This is a genomic window from Acidobacteriota bacterium (assembly GCA_039030395.1).
Classification (GTDB): Bacteria; Acidobacteriota; Thermoanaerobaculia; order Multivoradales; family JBCCEF01; genus JBCCEF01.
Map to the genome: position 1 here is coordinate 117,659 of JBCCEF010000013.1, position 17,995 is coordinate 135,653.

Here is a 17,995-nt window from a genome sequence, read left to right on the forward strand (position 1 = left end):
GAGTTGATCGTTTGCTCCGTGCAGTGGTTCGAGTATTCTTCTCCCCAGAGTCTTCACATGACGACGAGCGACGAGAACGCCCCGCGGACACGGTCCCCCGGCGGCCGGGGAAGGTACCGGGTGCTGGTGGACGCGCCGGAGCTGCTGATGCTGGGGAAAACAGCGGCGACGGCGGGACAGCGCGTGCTGATGGCTGGCGAGGTGCTGACCCCGAGCACCGTCCTCGAAGTGATCAACGTCATCGCATCCTCCCGCTGGGTGGGCGATCTGCATCTCTACGGAACGGATTCTCACCGCGTCCTCGGCCTGGCCAAGGGGGTACTGCTGCATGCGCGATCGGATCACCCGGACGATCGCCTCGACCGGGTGCTGTTCCGCTCCGGCGCGGTGCGGCCGGCGCGCCTGAGCAATCTGCTGCCGGAGATCCGGCCGGAGCAGCGCCTCGGCGAGGTGCTGGTGGAGCGCGGCTGGATCACCCGCCAGCAGCTATTCGAACATCTGCAGCTCCAGATGAAGGAGATCCTCCTGTCGGCGGTGCTGGCGGAGCGCGGCACTTTCGTGTTCAGCGTGTCCGACGAACCCGCTCCACCGCCCGACGCCACCGCTCACATCGCCATTCAGCACCTGATCCTGTCCGCTGCCGAGCGGGTCGACACCTTCGCCTCCTTCCGCAAGCTGGTGCCGGACTCGAATCAGTGCCCGTGGGTGGAAGCCGGCCTCGACGTCACCTCTCTCGATGCCGCCGCCCGGCGCATCGTGGGCCTGTGCGACGGCGAGCGCAGCGTGCGGGAGATCGCCTGCGAGAGCTGGCTCGGAAAGTACGCGGCGATGGAGGCGATCTACCACCTGGTGCGGCAGGGAGGGCTCCGGCTGATGCCGCCGCGACGGACCGCCGAGGAAGCGGCCACCGCTCTCGCCGGCCCCTTCAACGAAGTGCTGGAAGAGCTGTACCATGCCGATGGCGACGAGGAGCGGGGCCGCCGGGAGGTGCGCGAGTGGGTGGAGGCCAACGGCTTGCTCGACCACTGCCTCGACGACCGCAGCCTTCTCGATGCGGATCGCCTCGCCCTAGGCCTCGGAGAGCATCCCTCCGAGCACCAGATCGACGCCTTGCGCTCGGCCCTCCACGAGCTGGCGGCCTACGCCTTGTTCACCGTCTCCCTACGGCTTCCCCGCCCCGAGGAGCGGGCGCTGGCGCAGCGGCTGCACCAGCGGCTCAGGGACTTGGGTTGACCCGGTACACGGGCAGGGTGTCGTCTTCAAGGTCCCGATAGCGGTCCCGCAGGCGCGTCTGGCGGTTTTCGAGCGAGATTTCCTCTCCCCGGATGAAGATGTGCTCCGGGAAGCTGGTGACCTCCAGGGGATCGCCGTCCCACACCACCAGATCCGCTTCCATGCCGGGTTCCAGAGTTCCCCAGGAGTCGGCGAGGCCCCAGATCTCCGCCGGGGCAGAGGTCATCGCCGCCAGCGCGACCTCCCAGGGTAGGCCGTAGGCTACGGCGTTGCCGGCGCCCTGGCGGAGGTTGCGGGCGTTGTGGGCGTCTCCGGTGTAGAAGGCGATGGTGACGCCGGCGGCGTGCAGCCGGGACGCCGCCTCCACAGTGGCTCCCAGCCGCTCGAAGCTCGCCGGCAGGTTGTCGAAGGGATTGAGCACCACCGGCACCCCCGCCGCCGCCAGCTCAGGGGCCACCTTCCAGGCCTCGGTGGCGCCGATCAGCACCAGCCGCAGGTCGAACTCGGTGCCCAGCCGCAGCATCGCCCGGATGTCGCTCGCCCGGTGGGCGTAGACGGCGAAGGGCAGCTCCCCGGCGATCACCGGCTGCAGCGCCTCCAGGTCCTTGCGGCTGGCGGAGTACTCGCGACGCTCGCCGCGCGCGAAGGCCTCGCCGTGATCGCCGAAGTCGCGAGCGTCTTCGAACAGCTCGCGCAGGCGGGCCAGGGCCGCCGCCCGGGAACCGCCGGCGCGGCGGGCCCCTTCCTCGCCGTAGACGGCGAACATCGCCGCCGGCGACAGCACCACCGGATCGGCCGCGGAGCCGAGGTGGATGGCGGCGCCCAAGCCGGCGACCGGGCCGCTGCGGGCCTGCGGCGCCACCACCGCCCGGGTGAGGCCTTCCACCCGGTTGGCGGCGATCAAGGCCGAAGCCGGGTTGACGGCGTCCACCACTTCGAAGGCCGCCGTCCAGCGCGGATCCTCCGTCGCCGAATCGACGGTGGACGATTCGAGGGAGATCTCGATCAGCCCCAACCGGCTGACGGAATCGATCAAGCCGGGGGTCACCACCTTGCCGGTGGCGTCGATCACCCGCGCGCCGGAGGGCACTTCGAGGTCCAAACCGACGGCCCGCAGCACACCGTTCTCGATGACCAAGGTCGCGTTCTCGAGGGTGCCGGAGGGTCCGAGGGTGTGCACCGTGGCGCCGCGCACGGCAACCGTCTCGGCCGCCGCCGGCGCCAGAAACAGCACACCGAAAAGGCCCAGGAGAAAAACCGGCCGCAAAGATCCGATGAACACCCTCATGGCCCCGCCTCCGTCAGGCCCAACTCGAAATCGGTGAGCGGTTGGAGCGCCGGATCGCGCCGGTCGTAGCGCGGCACGCCGTCGATCCACACCCGTTCCGCCCGGCTGTAGACGCTGAAGGGATCACCGCTCCACAGCACCACGTCCGCCGCCTTGCCAACCTCCAGGCTGCCGGTGCGATCGGCGATGCCAACGGCCCGGGCGGGATTCGAGGTGATCCAGCGGATGGCGTCCTCCGGGCCGAGATCCATCCCCATGCGGTTACCCGCCGCCATTGCCTTGGCCGCCTCCTGGTTGAGGCGCTGGATGCCGCGCTCGGAATCCGAATGGACGATGGCACAAGCACCGGCCTTCTCCACCAGGGCGATGTTCTCCCGGATACCGTCGAAGGCTTCGAGCTTGAAGCCCCACCAATCCGCCCACATGGCGGCACAGACGTCTTCTCGGGCGAGGAGGTCGGCTATCTTGTAGGCCTCGACGGCGTGATGGAAGGCGCTCACCCGGTAGCCGAACTCCTCCGCCAGATCCATCACCCAGGCCATCTCTTCGGCTCGATAGCAGTGCATCTGCACCAGGATCTCGCCGTCGAGGACGCCGGCCAGGGTTTCGAGGGACAGGTCGCGCGGCGGCGGAGACTTGTCGCCCTGTTCGTCGCCGGCAGCCTTTTTCTTGCGGTACTCCTCATGTTTGCGACGGTATTCGGCGGCGTCGATCCAGGCGGCCCGGTAGCCGGCGAAGTTGCCCATGCGGGTGGAGGGAAAGCGCTGGCGATTGCCGTACACCCGCTTCGGATTCTCGCCGCAGGCCATCTTCAGGGTGTAGGGCGCGCCGGGGAACTTCATCTCCCGCACCGTGCGGGCCGGCACGTTCTTGACCGTCACCCCGCGCCCGCCGATCAGGTTCGCCGATCCGGGGAGGAGAGTGAGGCTGGTCACCCCGCCGGCCAGAGCCCGCGGGAAGCCCGGATCCTGGGTCCATACGGAGTGCTCCGCGTAGACCTGAGCGGTGACCGGGTTGGTGACTTCATTGCCGTCCTGGGTGGAGTTGAGGCCCGGTGAGGGATACACCCCCAGGTGGGAGTGGACATCGATGATGCCCGGCGTCACCCAGCGTCCGGCGGCGTCGACGCGCCGCACGCCCGATGGCGCCTCGAGGGTCTCGCCCGCCCCGGCGACGGCGGCGACCTCACCATCCGCCAGCAGGAGCGAAGCGCCGTCATGCCGTTCGCCGGTGCCGGTGAGGATCACCGCGTTTTCGATCAGCACCGCCGCGGTCGAGGGGGCGCGGTAGGTCGAACCGTAGGGATCGTCCGCACCGCGGGATGGAGAGTCCTCGGCGTGGGCCGTTGCCTCGGCATCGGGACTCACCGCACCGGTCGAGGCACAGGCCACCAGACCGACGGCGGCAAACGTCGCCAGCAGAGATTGGAGCGCGGAATGGGAACGTTGTCGCTTCATGGATGCGGCGAAATGTAGCACAGGGCCGGACGACTTTCCGGAGCCGTTGCGGTAGCGGAGCGGGGTCCCACCAACGTTGCGCCGGAAAGCAAAACGGCGGCCCCGATGAGGAGCCGCCGTTCGAGGCGTCCGTTGCGCTGCCAGAACTACTCGACGCTCGTACTCCACGCCAGGACATCGCCGCTCTCGAAGCCATCGCTGAAGATGATCGGAGAGCCGATTTCTTCGCTGGCGCAGTTCGAGAGATCTGAGGTGCAGATGTTGTCCGCCGCGTTGCCGGCGTCCTCGAGGGCGACCACCCGATAGCTATACTGCTGACTCGGGATCACATCGAGGTCCGAGAAGACGGTCGTACCGGCGGCGATCACGGCGACCTGCTGGTAGTCCGAGCCGCAGGCGTTCTGGGACTTGAGCACCGCGTAGCCCGCCGCACCGGCGGACGCCGTCCAGCTCAGGTCGATCTGATCGTCGCTTCCCGGCACCGTCGCCGTCAGGGTCGGCGTCGGTAGGGCGGTGCAGGATCCGCTGTTCTGGTTCGCCGCGTCGCCGGCGCTGCCGCAAGCGATGGCGTGGTCGTTAAAGGCCTCGAAGATGAAGGCCGCGTTCGGCGTACCGTTCGCCAGGTTGCCGTCGTCATCGTCCGCCGCCAGCATGGCATTGAACCAGGACGTCGCGGCGCAACCGTCCGAAGCGAAGGTGGAGCTGTTGCAGTTGAAATGGTTGGTGGCGATCTGCATGCCCAGCATCCAGTCGCGCTCGGCCAAGAACCAGGCGAGATCCTCGCCCATGACCGGCCCCATTTTGCGGGTCACCAGGTCCCAGATGGCGCCGGACGATACGTGCGATTCACAGTGCCCGGACCGTCCGCAGACGCCGATCGTGAAGGCGCTGTTCGGGCACGAAGCCACGAAGTTGGCCGGCGTGAAGGGAACCGCTTGCGGGCTGCCGCCGCCGTCCGTGTGTTTGGCGTAGTCCGAGTCGCGGATGCCCGTGCAGGTGGTGCAGGGGAAACCGTAGCCGTTGCAAAGCATGTCCCAAAACTCCGGACCGTTGCAGGAGTTGTGGGTACCGAACATCGAGACCACGTCCGCGTAGGACTCGCCGGTGCCGCCGTCGGCACTGCCCTGGGCATCGTTCTGGTCCAGGCCGTGGCCGACCTCGTGCAGGAAGATTCCGTTGACCTCACCGGTGTTGAAGCAGTGCAGGGTCTGGTAGAAGCCTTCCTGGAAGAAGCCGTTGAAGCCCCCGGGCGGCGACCAGTAGGCGTTGCACACGCTGTTGATGTTGACCCGCACCTGGTGCGAGCCGTCAACCCACGAATTGCCCGGCAGCCAAGACTTCGCCTTCTCTTTGAAGCGGCTGATGCTGTAGTAGGCGGAACGGGCGGCGTGGGTGTTGTGGAGGCCGCCGTTCTCGCCAACACCATTGGTGGTGCAGTCGGCGTCGCCATCGGGGTTCGGAGGTCCTTCGCCGAAGTCGACGACGCCGCTGCCGTCGGCCGTGACGGACGGCGCCCCGGGGGTGCCGCAGCGGTCGCTGATCGAGACCCGGGCGCCGATCAAAGGCGCCGTCAGCGGAGTGCCACCCTCGGTGTAGATGCCGTTGACGGAGGAGAATTGACCGCCACCGATATCGACCAAGGGCATCGGCCGGTTTTCCTCCGGGTCGGTCCAGGTGTTGGGATAAATGCCTCCCCGGATCCAGCCGTACTGGTTGACGTCGCCGTACTGCAGGATCTCGCCGGTCACGGCGTCCACCTGGGTCATCCAGGTGCCGACCACGCCCTCACGCTGGGCCATCATCTCCCACACCAGGCGATGGCGCTTACCCTCGGCCGAGGCGTCGAACTTGCTCACGCCGTGGCGCTCCGCAAGGTATACCAGTTCGGGACCGGCCAGCAGCTTGTCACGCTGCGGCTGCCATCCCATGTAGCGCTCCATGGCGCTCCGCGCCGCCGTCGCGTCGAGGGCCGCGAGGGTGGAATCGCCGTCCCTCATCGGGAAGAGGTTGTCGGCGCCCCACATGATCAGGTTGCCGTGGCCCACCACCAGGGTGAGGCGGGAACCGGCGACGACGATGCCGTGCGGTGCGTGCTCCCAGGTGACCACGAAGAGGTCGTCGCTCACGCGGTGCGTACCGCGCGACTTCAGCTCGCCGCCGGGCACCCCGATGACGTCCAGATGGGCGTCCACGAAACGTTGCGCCGCGGCGTACACCAGGGCTTCGTCCACTTCCGTCGCCGGCACTCCCAGGGCTTGGCCGACGCCGGCCAGGGTCAGATCGTTGCCCTTGCCCGGCACCAAGGGCACCGGGGCGCCTTTGACCAGCGCCGGGGCACCGGTTCCGGCATCGACGTAGAGCTCGCCCTGCGGCCCGAGGGCGCCGGCCAGGGCGCTCCAGGCATCGGGCACGGTGACCGCCGAAGAGACGGCGCTGTAGGGCTGAACGGTCCGGCCGCTGTAGAGAGCCGCATGGGTCTTCTGCAACGGGTCCAGTTCGGTTTTTGCGTGGCGCTCGATGGCGGCCGTTACGGGCAGCGCCACGAGCAACGAGAGCACGGTGAGGCGGGCTATGGTTTTCAAGAGAGTCTCCTGCCGGAAGGTGGATGCGTTATGCCATGAGGTCGAAAGCGTTTGGCTATTCACGGGCCCCTCGCTTCTCCCGAGTCGTCTTCAGGTGGGTCGATAACTCTATCGATAATTCTATTGTACCCCCTGCCGGCCGGCGATGGGATTCACGTCCCCAGTTCCGCCAGCAAGGCTTCGAGCTCGGCCCGCTGGGCCGGATCCCGTTCCAGGGCCAGGGCACGTTCGAAGCTGGACCGGGCAGCGGCCGGATCTGCGAGCTCGTAGAGCTGGATCGCCCCGAGGGTTTTCCACGGCGCCGAGTTTCCCGGACTGACTTCCGCCAAGCGCCGATAGAGGGTCGCGGCGCGGGCCGGACGCCGCAACCGATAGGCGGCGAGGGCGGCGTTTTCCAGGGCTTCTCGATGCGTCGGTTCGAGCTCCACGGCGCGTTCAAAATCCTCGAAGGCCGGCGCCACCCGGCCGGCAGCCGCCTGGATCAGGCCACGCTCCAGATACCAGCGGCCGTGCTCGCCACCGGCCGCGAAGCCCTTGCTCATCACCTGGAGCGCGCCGCTGAGATCTCCCTTTTCGCGCAGCAAGCGCGCCAGATTCGCCACCGCCTGGGGAACCCCGGCATCGCGCTTGAGGGTCTCTCGGTAGGCGGCCTCCGCCTCCGCGCGGCGGTCCAGCCGTAGGAGGCAGCCGGCCAGGTTGGCGCGCGCGATGGTGGAATCCGGATGCACCGAAACCGCCTGCTCGAAGTACGGCAACGCCTCGGCGTACTTGCCCTCCCCCATCAGGCAGATCCCCGCCATGTTCAGGGCCGGCAGGTTCTCGCGGCTGCGGCGTAGGATCCTGCGCAGCTCGCCGAAGGCCTCGCCGCAGCGGTTTTGGCTCACCGCGTCGCCCAATTCGAGCAGCCGGGCGACGATGTCCACCAGGTCGTAGGGATCCGGTAGTCCGGTCAGCGATTCCGCGCTGCCGGAACCGGAGAGGTAGCCCAACGCCGCCAGAGCGCGGCGTTCCTCACTGGAAACGGCTTCCGCCTCGGGCAGGTCGTCCAGCTCTCCCCAGTCGACGAGCCGCTCGCGGAAGCGCTCGCGCCATTTCGCCAGAACGGTCGTCTTCTCCGCCGCGAGGTCTCGCTCTTCGGCCGGATCCCGGCGCAGGTCGAAGAGGCGCGGTGTCGGCGCGTCGACGAACAGCCAGCGGCCGTCGGACAGGGCGCGCAGCGGATACCAGCGATACGAGAAGAGCGGCAGGAAGCTCTCGCTGTAGCTGACCCGCGAACCCTTGGCAGCGGCTTCCCTGCTGATCAGCGGCAGCAGGCTTTCGCCGTCGATCGGCTCTTTCGGCTCGGCCTCGACGGCGGCGATTTCGAGCAGGGTCGGCGCGAGGTCGATGGTGCGCACCAGGTCGGTCACCCGGCGGCCCGGCGCGATGCCGGGGCCGGCCATGATCAGCGGCACCCGCCGGGCGCCGTGGTGCAGCAACACGCCGTGGGTCGCTTCGCCGTAGTCGCCGAGCATTTCGCCATGGTCGGCGACCGCCGTGACGACGGTGTTGCCGGGCAGGCCGGTGAGCAGTCGCCCGATCTGTTCATCGACATAGGCGATCTCAGCGTCGTAGGCGCGATGGGCACCCTGCTGGCGTTCCAGCAGGCGTTCCGGCGGGCGGTAGTCCTCGTGGGGGTCGTAGTAGTGGACCCACAGGAAGTACGGTTTTGTGAGGTCGCCGAGGATCTTCAGGGCCGCGTCGGTCACCGCCTCGGCGTCGCGCTCCTCGGCGGCGAGGCCCGGTGATTTGGGGGTCAGTTCTTCGTTCCACCGGCGGAACCCTTGGGCCATCCCGTACCGCTTGGCGAGGACGACGGCGGCGATGGCGGCGCCGGTGTCGTAGCCCGCTTCGGAGAGGGTCTCGGCGAGGGTTTGATACTCGTCGCCCAGCGTGAAGGTGCCGTTGTCGCGCACGCCGTGGCGTGGCGGCAGAAGGCCGGTGAACAGGCTGGCGTGGCTCGGCAGGGTGATCGGGGCGGCGGTGTCGCAGCGCTCGAAGTAGGTTCCGCGGCGGGCCAGAGCGTCTAGGTTCGGGGTTCTCGCGTCTTGGTAGCCGGCGGCGCCGAGGTGGTCGGCTCGGACGGTGTCCAGGGTGATGAGGACGATGTTGGGGGGTGGGGTTTCTTCCGTTTCGGCTGCCGCGAGGTGCGGTAGGAGAGCGAGGACGGACAGGAGGAGGATGGCGTGGCGCATGGGATGAAGATGATCCCACACGGGCGTCTGCTCAACGAGGCCGGGCGGAGAGGATCATCCCTCGCCGAAGACCGGACGAGGCTCTTCGACGGCCAGGGGCGTGGCCTCGCCCTGTGCGCTCTGGGCGCAATCCTCGTCAGGCCGGGTGAGCCGGGGTCGCTGCGACGGGGACCGGGCGAGGCCTCTCGAACTCTTGAGGAGTGGCCTCGCCCTGCGCGATCCGGGCGCAAACCACCTACTCCTCCACCTGGATTCCTAGGCGCCCGGATCCAGCTCCCCGACGCAGCGACCCCGGCTCACCCTCCGGTTTCTCTACCCTGATCCGTTTCGTACCTGACCAAGCTCCTCACCCGGCCTGTTCTGGAAGGGGGTTAGGAGGACTAGAAGTCGAAAAGGGGGAGTTGGTCAATCACCGGTTTGCGGAACGATTGGGTGGAGAGTTTGGGGCCGCTTCTGTCGAGGCCTAGACGCTTTCTGGTGGTGTGGAAGAGGGTGCGGATCTGGTCGGCGAAGGGGCCTTGGCCGCGGAAGCGCATGCCGAATCTCGGGTCGTTCAAACGGCCGCCGCGCAGGGCGCGGATACGGTTGAGGACTTTTTCCCTGCGGTCCGGAACGTTGCGCGTGAGCCAGTCTTCAAAGAGCGGCGCGACGGCCCCTGGGAGACGGAGGATGAGGTAGCTGGCGGAAACGGCACCGGCGTCTTTGGCGGCCTGGAGCAGGGCGGGGATTTCGTGGTCCGTCAAGGCGGGGATGAGGGGCGACATCAACACACTGCACGGGATGCCCGCCGCCGTCAGCTTCTCCACCGCTGCCAGGCGACGACGAGGGTGCGAAGCGCGGGGTTCGAGGCGGCGGGCGAGGTCGCCGTCGAGGGTGGTGGTGGACAGGCAGACGGCGGCGGCGCGGTGCATTGCCAACTCGGCGAGCAGATCGATGTCGCGGGTCACCCGAGCGCTCTTGGTGACGATCACCACCGGATTGCGCGCCTCGACCAGCACTTCCAGGCAGCGGCGCGTCAGGCCCAACTTCTCCTCCACCGGCTGATAGGCGTCGGTCACGCCGGAGAGGGCGAGCACCTGCGGCGTCCAGCGCGGCGAGGCCAACTCTCGGCGCAGCAGCTCCGGGGCGTCCTCCTTCACCAGAATGCGCGACTCGAAGTCGATGCCGGCGGACATTCCGAGGTATTCGTGGCTCGGCCGGGCGTAGCAGTAGGCGCAGCCGTGCTCGCAGCCGCGATAGGGGTTGAGGGAGGCGTCGAAGGGAATGTCCGGGCTGTTGTTGCGGGCGATCACCGAACGGCTGGTGTCCGCCAGATACTCCGTCGCCACTCGGCTCGCCGGCGCTTCCTCGGACAGCACCGTCAGCCGCTCGAACCGGCTGGTGGGATTGATGCCGGCGCCGCGGCCGCGCAGGGTGGCAGAATTACGCTCCATTTACGCCATAGTAGCAGAGCGAAATAGCGCCAACAATGGGGTTGAGGTGAGAGTTCAGGGCGCAGTGCGGAAGGAGAACGCACCCTCACCGAACAAACCGTTGCCGCCGGGATCGGCGATGCCGGAGGCGTCCAGAGTCACGTCGATCTCGCAGCCCGCCGGCAGGTCTTCGTCCGGCTCCCAGGTCACCCACCAGCGCTCCGGGTCGTAGATCGTCTGTCCCTCGAGGCCGTAGGACTCGTCCCCACACAGCGCCGCCACTCGCACCGCGGCGGAGTCCACCACCGCCAGCGGCTCCGACAGGGCGAAGACCAGCCGCACCCACGAAGCGGCCACGGTGGTGCCGTCCTGCGGGAAGGTGGAAGTCACCACCGGTGCGAGATCGACCGGCCCGCCGGCGCCGCGCCGCCCCTCTCCGACCCAGGAATAGACGGCCAGGTCGACGGTGAGGTGGAAGACGGCGTCGAGCACCACGTCCGGCAGAGGCGGCGGCCGCGGCAGGTCGTGGTCTTCCAACCATTCGTCGAGCACGATGGCGGCCACCACCGCGGTCAACACCCCGGCGGCGATCCAGGCCCGCGGCACGTGAGACACCGTCGCCTCCACCTGCTGCACCTCACCGGGCCGCACCCGGAAGATCTTGCCCTCCGCATCGAGGGGAACTTCCGCACCGGTCTCGTCGAGCAACGAAGGCAGCCGCAAGCGGTAGCGCCCCGGCGGCAGCTCCACCACCGACCAGGCCGGCGACAGGGCCCGGAACACCGGCTGCCACGCGCCGCGGTGCTCGCGCTCCAGCACCGTCTCCACGTAGCGCGGCCCGATCGCCCCGGCCCTGCGTGCCCGATCGTCCGGGAACACCCGCACCTCTACCCCACCCAGATCGCCTTCGTGCTCCACCACCCCGGCGGTGCGCACCGAGACACAGCCGGAGAACAGCAACAGGGCCAAAGCAGCGGCGACGGCGGCGCGCGACGGACGGAATCGGCTAGCGAGCATCTCGGCAGTCTCCCACGGTCGGAAAGGTCATGCTCGACAGGTAGAGCAATCCCGGTGCCTGGTGAAAACTCCCTTGGAATAAAGAACTCGCGGGAGGAAGGGTGCAGCCTCAAGGACGTCGGTGTCCCGCTCCGGGGACAGATCCAGGGCGAACGCGATGTAGGGAAAAAGAGCCGGGAGCAGAGCCGACACGGTCGGATGCCCCCGAGCTGCACACAGGGATTCCAGCTCCGAGACGCGTAACGCGCCTCTATGGATTACCGGCGTGGTGAGCTCGGAAGTGTTACGGAGAGGGCTGAAGAAGGTAACTAGACGACGCGCTCGAAGCCGCTGTAGAGGTTGAAGCGGTCGCCCCGCACGAAGCCGGCGAGGGTCAGGTGGAAACCCCGGGCGACCTGCACCGCCAGGCTGCTGGGGGCGGAGACGGCGGCGACGATGGGGGCGCGGGCGGCAAGGCACTTCTGGAGGATCTCGAAACTCGAGCGGCCGGAGACGAGGACCGCGCCGTTCTCGAACGGCAGTTCACCGGCGAGAAAGGCGCGGCCGATGAGCTTGTCCAAAGCGTTGTGGCGGCCGACGTCCTCGCGCACGGACAGGAGATTGCCCTTCAGATCGAAGAAGGCGGCGGCGTGGAGACCGCCGGTGGCGTCGAACACCCCTTGGGACTCGCGCAGGGTGGCAGGCAGGCCGGCGAGGACCTGAGCGGAGATCTGCGGGCCGTCCGGCAACGGGGCGGCGCGCAGGGTGAGGTTCTCGATGCCGGACTTGCCGCACACGCCGCAGGCGCTGGTGGTGAAAAAGTGACGTTCGAGGCGAGCCATCTCCGGCAGGCGGTCCGCCGCCAGCTCGACGAGGACAACGTTCGAACAGCCGTCCGGCAGGTCCGGTAGGGGCTCGTCGATCACCGGGCCGACGGCGGCCACATCATCCCGGCGGGCGATCACGCCCTCGGCGAAGAGAAAGCCCACCGCCAGCTCGTCGTCGTGCCCCGGCGTGCGCATGGTGACGGCGACGGTATGTTCTTCCCGCCCCGCGCCCCGGCCGGCGGCGACGCGGATCTCGAGCGGCTCTTCGGTCGCCAGCAGGTCGTCCACTTCGCTTCGGTCGCCGCCGCCAAAACGCTCCACTCGCGCCGGGGTCTTCGCCCGCAGGGCATCCGGTCGGCGCGGGGACTGCCCAGGGCGCGAACGGAGGACCACTCACGCTCCTCCTGCCGGGCTCGCCGCCGACGCGGGAGATGAGCCGCCCTTCACCGGATCCTTCTCGCCCAGCACCCAACTCGGCTTGCGGCGCTTCCGCCAGCGCAGGCCGAACCGCTCGGTGGTGACCTTGACGACGTGCTGCACGGCTTCTTCAACATCGTCCGTCACCAGCAGGCGTTCGTAGTCTCCAGGGCTGATGGTTTTGGCATTCACCATCTGATGCTCGATGAAATCGAGCAGCGGCCGCCAGTAGTCCGTACCCATCACCACCAGCGGGAAATCGTGGATCTTGGCGGTCTGGATGAGGGTGGCCGTTTCGAACAGCTCGTCCAGGGTGCCGAACCCGCCGGGCATGATGAAGAAAGCGTAGGAGTACTTGACCAGCATCACCTTGCGGACGAAGAAATAGCGGAAGTCGACAGAGGTGTCGAGATAGGGATTCAGTCCCTGCTCCGCCGGCAGTTCGATGCCGCAGCCGACGGAACGGCCGCCGGCCTCCTTGGCGCCGCGATTGGCCGCCTCCATCACCCCCGGGCCGCCACCGGTCATTACCGTATAGCCGGCACGCACCAGCTCGGCACCCACCTGCCGCGACAGCTCGTAGTGCGGATGCCCCTCACGAAAGCGTGCCGAGCCGAAGACGGTGACACAGGGGCCGACGAAGTGCAGCCGGCGGAAGCCGCGGATGAATTCGCCGAAGATGCGCCAGGCGCGCTGCAGCTCGAAACGGCGGTCCTGCGGACCGGCGAGGAACTCGGAGGCGGCAAACATCTCGCCGCCGGGAACTTTATTCGATTCGTTCATCGGGGCAGTTTACCGCCCGCGGAAGCCCTCGCGCTCAGGCCACCGCTCCCCGACCGGCGGCGCGCTCCCGACGCCCGCGGCGGGCGTCCAGCACGGTCTTGACGGCGGTGGCGGCGACGATCACCAACCCGCCCACCAGCGACCCGGACGCCGGTACCTCGCCATGGAGCGACCAGGCCCACAGGGGGCTGAGCACCGGCTCCACCAGCAGCAACAAAGAGGCCTCCAGGGCCGGCACGTCGCGCAGCCCGGAGGTCAAGAGAACATAGGCCAGGCCGATCTGGAAGGCGCCGAGGTAGCCCACCATCGCCCAATCGCCGGCCGACACCGCCAGCAGATCGCCGGCGAACGGGATGCAGAAGAGACCGGCGAACAGATTGCCCTGGAAAGCCGCCAGGCCGGCGAGATTCTCGCCCCGGCCGGAGCGGCCGCGGCCGAGGCTCCGCATCCCCACCACGGTCAAGGCCCAGGTCACGCCGGCGGCGGTGGAGAGCAGGTTTCCCGTCCAGGGATCCGGCGCCGTCGCCTGCCGCGCCTCGGCGCCGACGAAGAACAATCCCATCCCCACCGCCAGCGCGAGCATGTAGAAGACATCGCGGCGGTGCACCTTCTCCTTCAACAGCCAGGGACTCAGCAGCAGAATGTAGAGAGGCGCCGTCGACTGCAAGAAGATCGTGTTCGCCGCGGTGGTGAGCTTGTTGGCGAGAACAAAGAGAATCATCGTCGCCGCGTAGGCCACCCCCACCCCCACCGATCCCCAGGACCAGCGCCGCCGCGCCGCCGGCAGCGCCAGGAACAGCACCAGCGCCGCAATCCCACTGCGCAGACAAGCCACCTGCCAGCCGGAAAGAGAAATCGACTTCACCACCGCCCCACCGGTGGAGAACAACAGCGCGGAAGCCAGGATCAAGAGGCGTGCACGGGACATGGCGCGGAGTCTACTTCGACCTCACTAACCTTCGGACTGAGTCGACACCGCACCCCTCTCACTGGAGGCCGCGGCCCCGTGCTAACCTCCACCCCTATGCCCCCCCAATGGAGCGAGCAAACCTGGCGCGATCTCGCCGCCCTCGACCGCTCGCGCACCGTTGCCCTGCTCCCGATCGGAGCGGTGGAAGCCCACGGTCCACATTTGCCCTTGAACACCGACGGATTGATCGCCGAAGGCATGGTGCGGGAAGCCGCCCAGCGCTTGTCGGAAGGCGGCCGCTGGCGTCCCTTGGTCCTGCCGACCCTGGACTACACGCCGGCCGGATTCGCCGCTAACTTTCCCGGCACCATCTCCATCCGGCCGCACGTATTGACGGAGCTGATCACGGACATCGCCCGCTCCCTCGCGGACCAAGGCGTCGGCATGATCGCCATCGCCAGCGCGCACTTCGATCCGGCGAACCTCGAAGCGATCCTGCGGGCGGTACGCGAGATCGAACGCGAAGGACGAATCGCCATTGCCTTCCCGAACCTCACCCGCAAGCCCTGGGCGTCGCGCCTGACCGACGAGTTCAAGAGCGGCGCCTGCCACGCGGGGCAATACGAAGGATCGGTGGTCCTCGCCGAGCGGCCCGACCTGGTGCGAGAAGATCGGCGGCGCACGCTGCCGGCCAACCCCAAATCCCTCTCGACGGCCATCCGCGACGGCCTCGCGAGCTTCGAGGAAGCCGGCGGCCCGGAGGCCTACTTCGGCGATCCGGCCGCCGCCACGGCGGCCGAGGGAATCGAAACCCTGCGCACCCTCGGTGCGATTCTGGAGGAAGCTGTGATGGAAGCCTCGGAGAAGAAGATGGAGACGGCACCATGAGCACCGCAGGATCCCTGGCCGGCAAGGTCGCCGTCGTCACCGGCGCCGGCCGCGGCATCGGCGAAGAGATCGCCAAGGCGCTGGCCTTCGCCGGTGCGAAGGTGATGATCAGCGCCCGCACGACGGACGAGATCGAGGCGGTGGCCAACGCCATCCGTCTGGCCGGCAACGAGGCCCAGGCCCACTCCTGCGACGTCGCCTCACCGGACCAGATCGAAGCGCTGCGCAACGCCACCGACGAGCGCTATGGCCCCGCCGACATTCTGATCAACAATGCCGGCTACGCCGTTTCGATGCCCTTGAAGGCGATCTCCCTGGAGGATTGGAATCGCATCTTCGCGGTCAACGTCACCGGCACCTTTCTCTGCACTCAGACCTTCCTGCCGGCAATGGTCGAGCGCAGCTGGGGACGCGTCATCAACATGGCGTCCGTCGCCGGCAAGGTCGGTGCGGCCTACATCACCGCTTACGCCGCCACCAAGCATGCGGTGGTCGGTTTCACTCGCTCCCTGGCCGCCGAGGTGGCGACCCGGGGGGTGACCGTCAACGCCGTGTGCCCGGGCTATGTGGACACCCCGCTGGTCGAGGGCGCGATCGACAACATCGTCGACAAGGCCGGCATCAGTCCCGAGGAAGCCCGCAAGCACATGGAGGCCACCAGCCCTCAGCAGCGCATGATGTCGCCGCAAGAAATCGCCCACACCACCGTGCACCTGTGCGACCCCCGCTCCGCCGGCATCAGCGGCCAAACGCTGGTGATCGACGGCGGCGGAGTGCAGGGCTGATGACCCGCCTGGAAGTGATCAACCCCGCAGCCCTCGGGGCGCCCAGGGGCTACTCCAACGGCATCCTCGCCCCGGCCGGCGGACGGCTGCTGTTCGTCGCCGGCCAGATCGGCTGGGACGGCGATCAGCGCCTGGTCTCCGAGGATTTCGTCGCTCAGTTCGATCAGGCTCTCGGCAACGTCGTCACCGTCGTCCGCGAAGCCGGCGGCGCGCCGGATGCCATCGCCCGGTTGACCCTGTACGTGACCGACAAGCAAGCCTACCTGGCCGCCCTTCGCCAGATCGGCGAGTGCTACCGCCGGCACATGGGAAGGCACTTCCCCACCATGGCCCTGGTCGAGGTGGCGGACCTGCTGGAAGCCGGCGCCCAGGTGGAAATCGAAGCGACCGCGGTGATCGCGTAGGAGCATAAGGATGGCAATCGAAGCGAACTCATTCCTCTATCAGCTCGACCCGACCACCGGTGTCGCCACCGTCACCCTCAACCGGCCGGAGCGCCTCAATGCCCTGACCTTCGAGGTCTACCGCGAGCTGCGCGACGGCTTCATCGCGCTCGATACGGAGCCCGGCGTGCGGTCTATCCTGTTGACCGGCGCCGGCAGGGCCTTCTGCTCCGGCGGCGACGTGGAGGACATCATCGGCGAGCTGTTCCAGTTCGATTACCGTGGCCTCTTGGACTTCACCCGCAACACCGGCGACCTGATCCTCGCCATGCTGCGCTGCCGACGGCCGATCGTGGGCGTACTGAACGGCACCGTCGCCGGTGCCGGGGCGGTGATCGCCAGCGCCTGCGACGTGCGGATCGCCTCCGAGCGCGCCAAGATCGCCTTCCTGTTCACCAAGGTCGGCCTGTCCGGGGCGGACATGGGAGCCTCCTGGCTACTGCCCCGCCACGTCGGCCTGGGGCGAGCGATGGAGCTGCTGATGACTGGCGACTTCATCGACGCCGCCGAGGCCCACCGCATCGGCCTCTACAACCGGGTGGTTGCCGAGGACGAGATCGCCGCCGAGGGCCGGAGCTGGGCCGAGAGGCTGGCGGCAGGTCCCGCCTTCGGCCTGGAGATCACCAAGAAGATGGTGCTGCGGGAAGCGGCTCTCGATCTCGAAACGGCGCTTTCGATGGAAGTGGAGATCCAGGCCGCCTGCATGGAAGATCCCAACTTTCGCGAAGCCTACGAAGCCTTCCGGGACAAGCGCCCGGTGGTGTTCGATCGCGACGCGAGAGGCGATTCCGAAGACCGATGATCGACCTCTCCCCCATCGACGCCTTTCTCGCTCCGCACCACCGCGAGCTGGCGCGGGCGGTGGACGCCTTCGCCGCCGCCGAGATCGCGCCGCTACCCCACCCGGCGGACGACGCAGCCGGCCGGGAGCAAGGGCGAGACATCCTCCGACGCCTCGGCGACGGCGGCTGGAGCGCCTGGACGGTGCCGAAGCGCTGGGGCGGCAAGGCCGAATCTCGGCCGAGGGACTCCGGGCGAACGGTGGACTTCGACCTGCGCGCCTGCTGCCTGATCCGCGAGGCCCTCGGCCACGCTTCACCGCTGGCGGACTCGATCTTCGCCCTGCAGGGGTTGGGCTCGCTGCCTCTCACCCTGGCCGCCGACGAAGCGGTGAGAGAACGCTGGCTCCCGGCGGTGGCGAAGGGCGCGGCGATGGCCGGCTTCGCGCTCACCGAACCGGAGGCCGGTTCTGACCCGGCGGGCATGCGCACCCGAGCGGTGCGCGGCGGCGACGGCTGGCGAATCGACGGCCACAAAATCTTCATTTCGAACGCCGGCCTGGCGGATTTCTACACCCTCTTCGCCGCCACCGACCGGCAAGCCGGCCACCGCGGCATCTCCGCCTTCGTCGTGCCCGGCGACACCCCCGGACTGAGCTTTCGGCCGCAGCGGCTGAGCGCGCCGCACCCTCTGGGAGAGCTGTTTTTGAAGGCTTGCCGGCTGCCGGCGGATGCGCTGATCGGTGCCGAGGGCCAGGGATTCAAACTCGCCTTGACCACCCTCGACCGACTGCGCGCCACCGTCGCCGCGGCAGCATGCGGTATGGCGACCCGGGCCCTCGATGAGGCCCTCTCCCACGCCAAGGCGCGAAGGCAATTCGGAAAGCCGCTGGCGGATTTTCAACTCATCCAGCAGAAGATCGCCCGCATGGCGACGGACCTCACCGCCGCTCGCCTGCTC

The 17,995-nt window shown here is 68.2% G+C and carries 15 protein-coding genes; 6 read left to right on the top strand and 9 right to left on the bottom strand.

Annotated features, from left to right (window positions below; translation table 11 throughout):
* Positions 1 to 57 precede the first annotated feature (57 nt).
* Entirely contained in the window at positions 58 to 1,233 is a 1,176-nt protein-coding gene (locus AAF481_13430; protein ID MEM7482172.1) for a DUF4388 domain-containing protein, read from the top strand.
* Here the strand turns inward: AAF481_13430 and AAF481_13435 are convergent.
* From AAF481_13435 to AAF481_13475, 9 genes are all read right to left on the bottom strand, one after another.
* Positions 1,217 to 2,521: an amidohydrolase family protein gene (locus AAF481_13435; protein ID MEM7482173.1), complete on the bottom strand. Its 1,305-nt coding sequence runs from the start codon at positions 2,519 to 2,521 to the stop codon at positions 1,217 to 1,219. The two genes, AAF481_13430 and AAF481_13435, sit on opposite strands and share 17 nt — an antisense overlap.
* A complete protein-coding gene (locus AAF481_13440; GenBank protein ID MEM7482174.1) occupies positions 2,518 to 3,978 on the bottom strand; it encodes an amidohydrolase in 1,461 nt (486 codons plus the stop codon). The genes AAF481_13435 and AAF481_13440 overlap by 4 nt, the downstream gene beginning before the upstream one ends.
* Positions 3,979 to 4,124: 146 nt before the next feature.
* Positions 4,125 to 6,560, bottom strand: coding sequence for a hypothetical protein (locus AAF481_13445; protein ID MEM7482175.1), 2,436 nt, complete (start codon positions 6,558 to 6,560; stop codon positions 4,125 to 4,127).
* 152 nt (positions 6,561 to 6,712) lie between these two features.
* A complete protein-coding gene (locus AAF481_13450; protein ID MEM7482176.1) occupies positions 6,713 to 8,794 on the bottom strand; it encodes a sulfatase-like hydrolase/transferase in 2,082 nt (693 codons plus the stop codon).
* 380 nt (positions 8,795 to 9,174) lie between these two features.
* Positions 9,175 to 10,227: a PA0069 family radical SAM protein gene (locus tag AAF481_13455; GenBank protein ID MEM7482177.1), complete on the bottom strand. Its 1,053-nt coding sequence runs from the start codon at positions 10,225 to 10,227 to the stop codon at positions 9,175 to 9,177.
* 54 nt (positions 10,228 to 10,281) lie between these two features.
* Positions 10,282 to 11,223: an Ig-like domain-containing protein gene (locus AAF481_13460; GenBank protein MEM7482178.1), complete on the bottom strand. Its 942-nt coding sequence runs from the start codon at positions 11,221 to 11,223 to the stop codon at positions 10,282 to 10,284.
* 308 nt (positions 11,224 to 11,531) lie between these two features.
* Positions 11,532 to 12,422 (bottom strand): formate dehydrogenase accessory sulfurtransferase FdhD, encoded by an 891-nt coding sequence (fdhD, locus tag AAF481_13465; GenBank protein MEM7482179.1) that lies wholly within the window; start codon positions 12,420 to 12,422, stop codon positions 11,532 to 11,534.
* Positions 12,423 to 13,229, bottom strand: coding sequence for a TIGR00730 family Rossman fold protein (locus AAF481_13470; protein MEM7482180.1), 807 nt, complete (start codon positions 13,227 to 13,229; stop codon positions 12,423 to 12,425).
* Positions 13,230 to 13,263: 34 nt separating this feature from the next.
* On the bottom strand, positions 13,264 to 14,157 hold the full coding sequence (locus AAF481_13475; GenBank protein MEM7482181.1) for an EamA family transporter: 894 nt from the start codon (positions 14,155 to 14,157) through the stop codon (positions 13,264 to 13,266).
* Between the two features lie 78 nt (positions 14,158 to 14,235).
* Here AAF481_13475 and AAF481_13480 point away from each other — a divergent pair, with 78 nt between their 5' ends.
* From AAF481_13480 to AAF481_13500, 5 genes are all read left to right on the top strand, one after another.
* Positions 14,236 to 15,027 carry a creatininase family protein gene (locus AAF481_13480; GenBank protein ID MEM7482182.1) on the top strand — a complete coding sequence of 264 codons (792 nt, stop codon included), beginning with the start codon at positions 14,236 to 14,238 and terminating at the stop codon, positions 15,025 to 15,027.
* Positions 15,024 to 15,812 (top strand): 3-hydroxybutyrate dehydrogenase, encoded by a 789-nt coding sequence (locus tag AAF481_13485; GenBank protein ID MEM7482183.1) that lies wholly within the window; start codon positions 15,024 to 15,026, stop codon positions 15,810 to 15,812. The genes AAF481_13480 and AAF481_13485 overlap by 4 nt, the downstream gene beginning before the upstream one ends.
* Positions 15,812 to 16,216: a RidA family protein gene (locus tag AAF481_13490; GenBank protein MEM7482184.1), complete on the top strand. Its 405-nt coding sequence runs from the start codon at positions 15,812 to 15,814 to the stop codon at positions 16,214 to 16,216. The genes AAF481_13485 and AAF481_13490 overlap by 1 nt, the downstream gene beginning before the upstream one ends.
* A gap of 10 nt (positions 16,217 to 16,226) precedes the next feature.
* Positions 16,227 to 17,057 (top strand): enoyl-CoA hydratase family protein, encoded by an 831-nt coding sequence (locus tag AAF481_13495; protein ID MEM7482185.1) that lies wholly within the window; start codon positions 16,227 to 16,229, stop codon positions 17,055 to 17,057.
* Positions 17,054 to 17,995: acyl-CoA dehydrogenase family protein (locus AAF481_13500; protein MEM7482186.1), on the top strand; the 942-nt coding region annotated here is incomplete at its 3' end. The genes AAF481_13495 and AAF481_13500, both read left to right, overlap by 4 nt.

Coding starts and splice junctions, on each gene's coding strand:
- AAF481_13430 (MEM7482172.1), top strand. CDS start 58: ATGACGACGAGCGACGAGAACGCCCCGCGGACACGGTCCCCCGGCGGC.
- AAF481_13435 (MEM7482173.1), bottom strand. CDS start 2,521: ATGAGGGTGTTCATCGGATCTTTGCGGCCGGTTTTTCTCCTGGGCCTT.
- AAF481_13440 (MEM7482174.1), bottom strand. CDS start 3,978: ATGAAGCGACAACGTTCCCATTCCGCGCTCCAATCTCTGCTGGCGACG.
- AAF481_13450 (MEM7482176.1), bottom strand. CDS start 8,794: ATGCGCCACGCCATCCTCCTCCTGTCCGTCCTCGCTCTCCTACCGCAC.
- AAF481_13455 (MEM7482177.1), bottom strand. CDS start 10,227: ATGGAGCGTAATTCTGCCACCCTGCGCGGCCGCGGCGCCGGCATCAAT.
- AAF481_13460 (MEM7482178.1), bottom strand. CDS start 11,223: ATGCTCGCTAGCCGATTCCGTCCGTCGCGCGCCGCCGTCGCCGCTGCT.
- AAF481_13470 (MEM7482180.1), bottom strand. CDS start 13,229: ATGAACGAATCGAATAAAGTTCCCGGCGGCGAGATGTTTGCCGCCTCC.
- AAF481_13475 (MEM7482181.1), bottom strand. CDS start 14,157: ATGTCCCGTGCACGCCTCTTGATCCTGGCTTCCGCGCTGTTGTTCTCC.
- AAF481_13485 (MEM7482183.1), top strand. CDS start 15,024: ATGAGCACCGCAGGATCCCTGGCCGGCAAGGTCGCCGTCGTCACCGGC.
- AAF481_13490 (MEM7482184.1), top strand. CDS start 15,812: ATGACCCGCCTGGAAGTGATCAACCCCGCAGCCCTCGGGGCGCCCAGG.
- AAF481_13495 (MEM7482185.1), top strand. CDS start 16,227: ATGGCAATCGAAGCGAACTCATTCCTCTATCAGCTCGACCCGACCACC.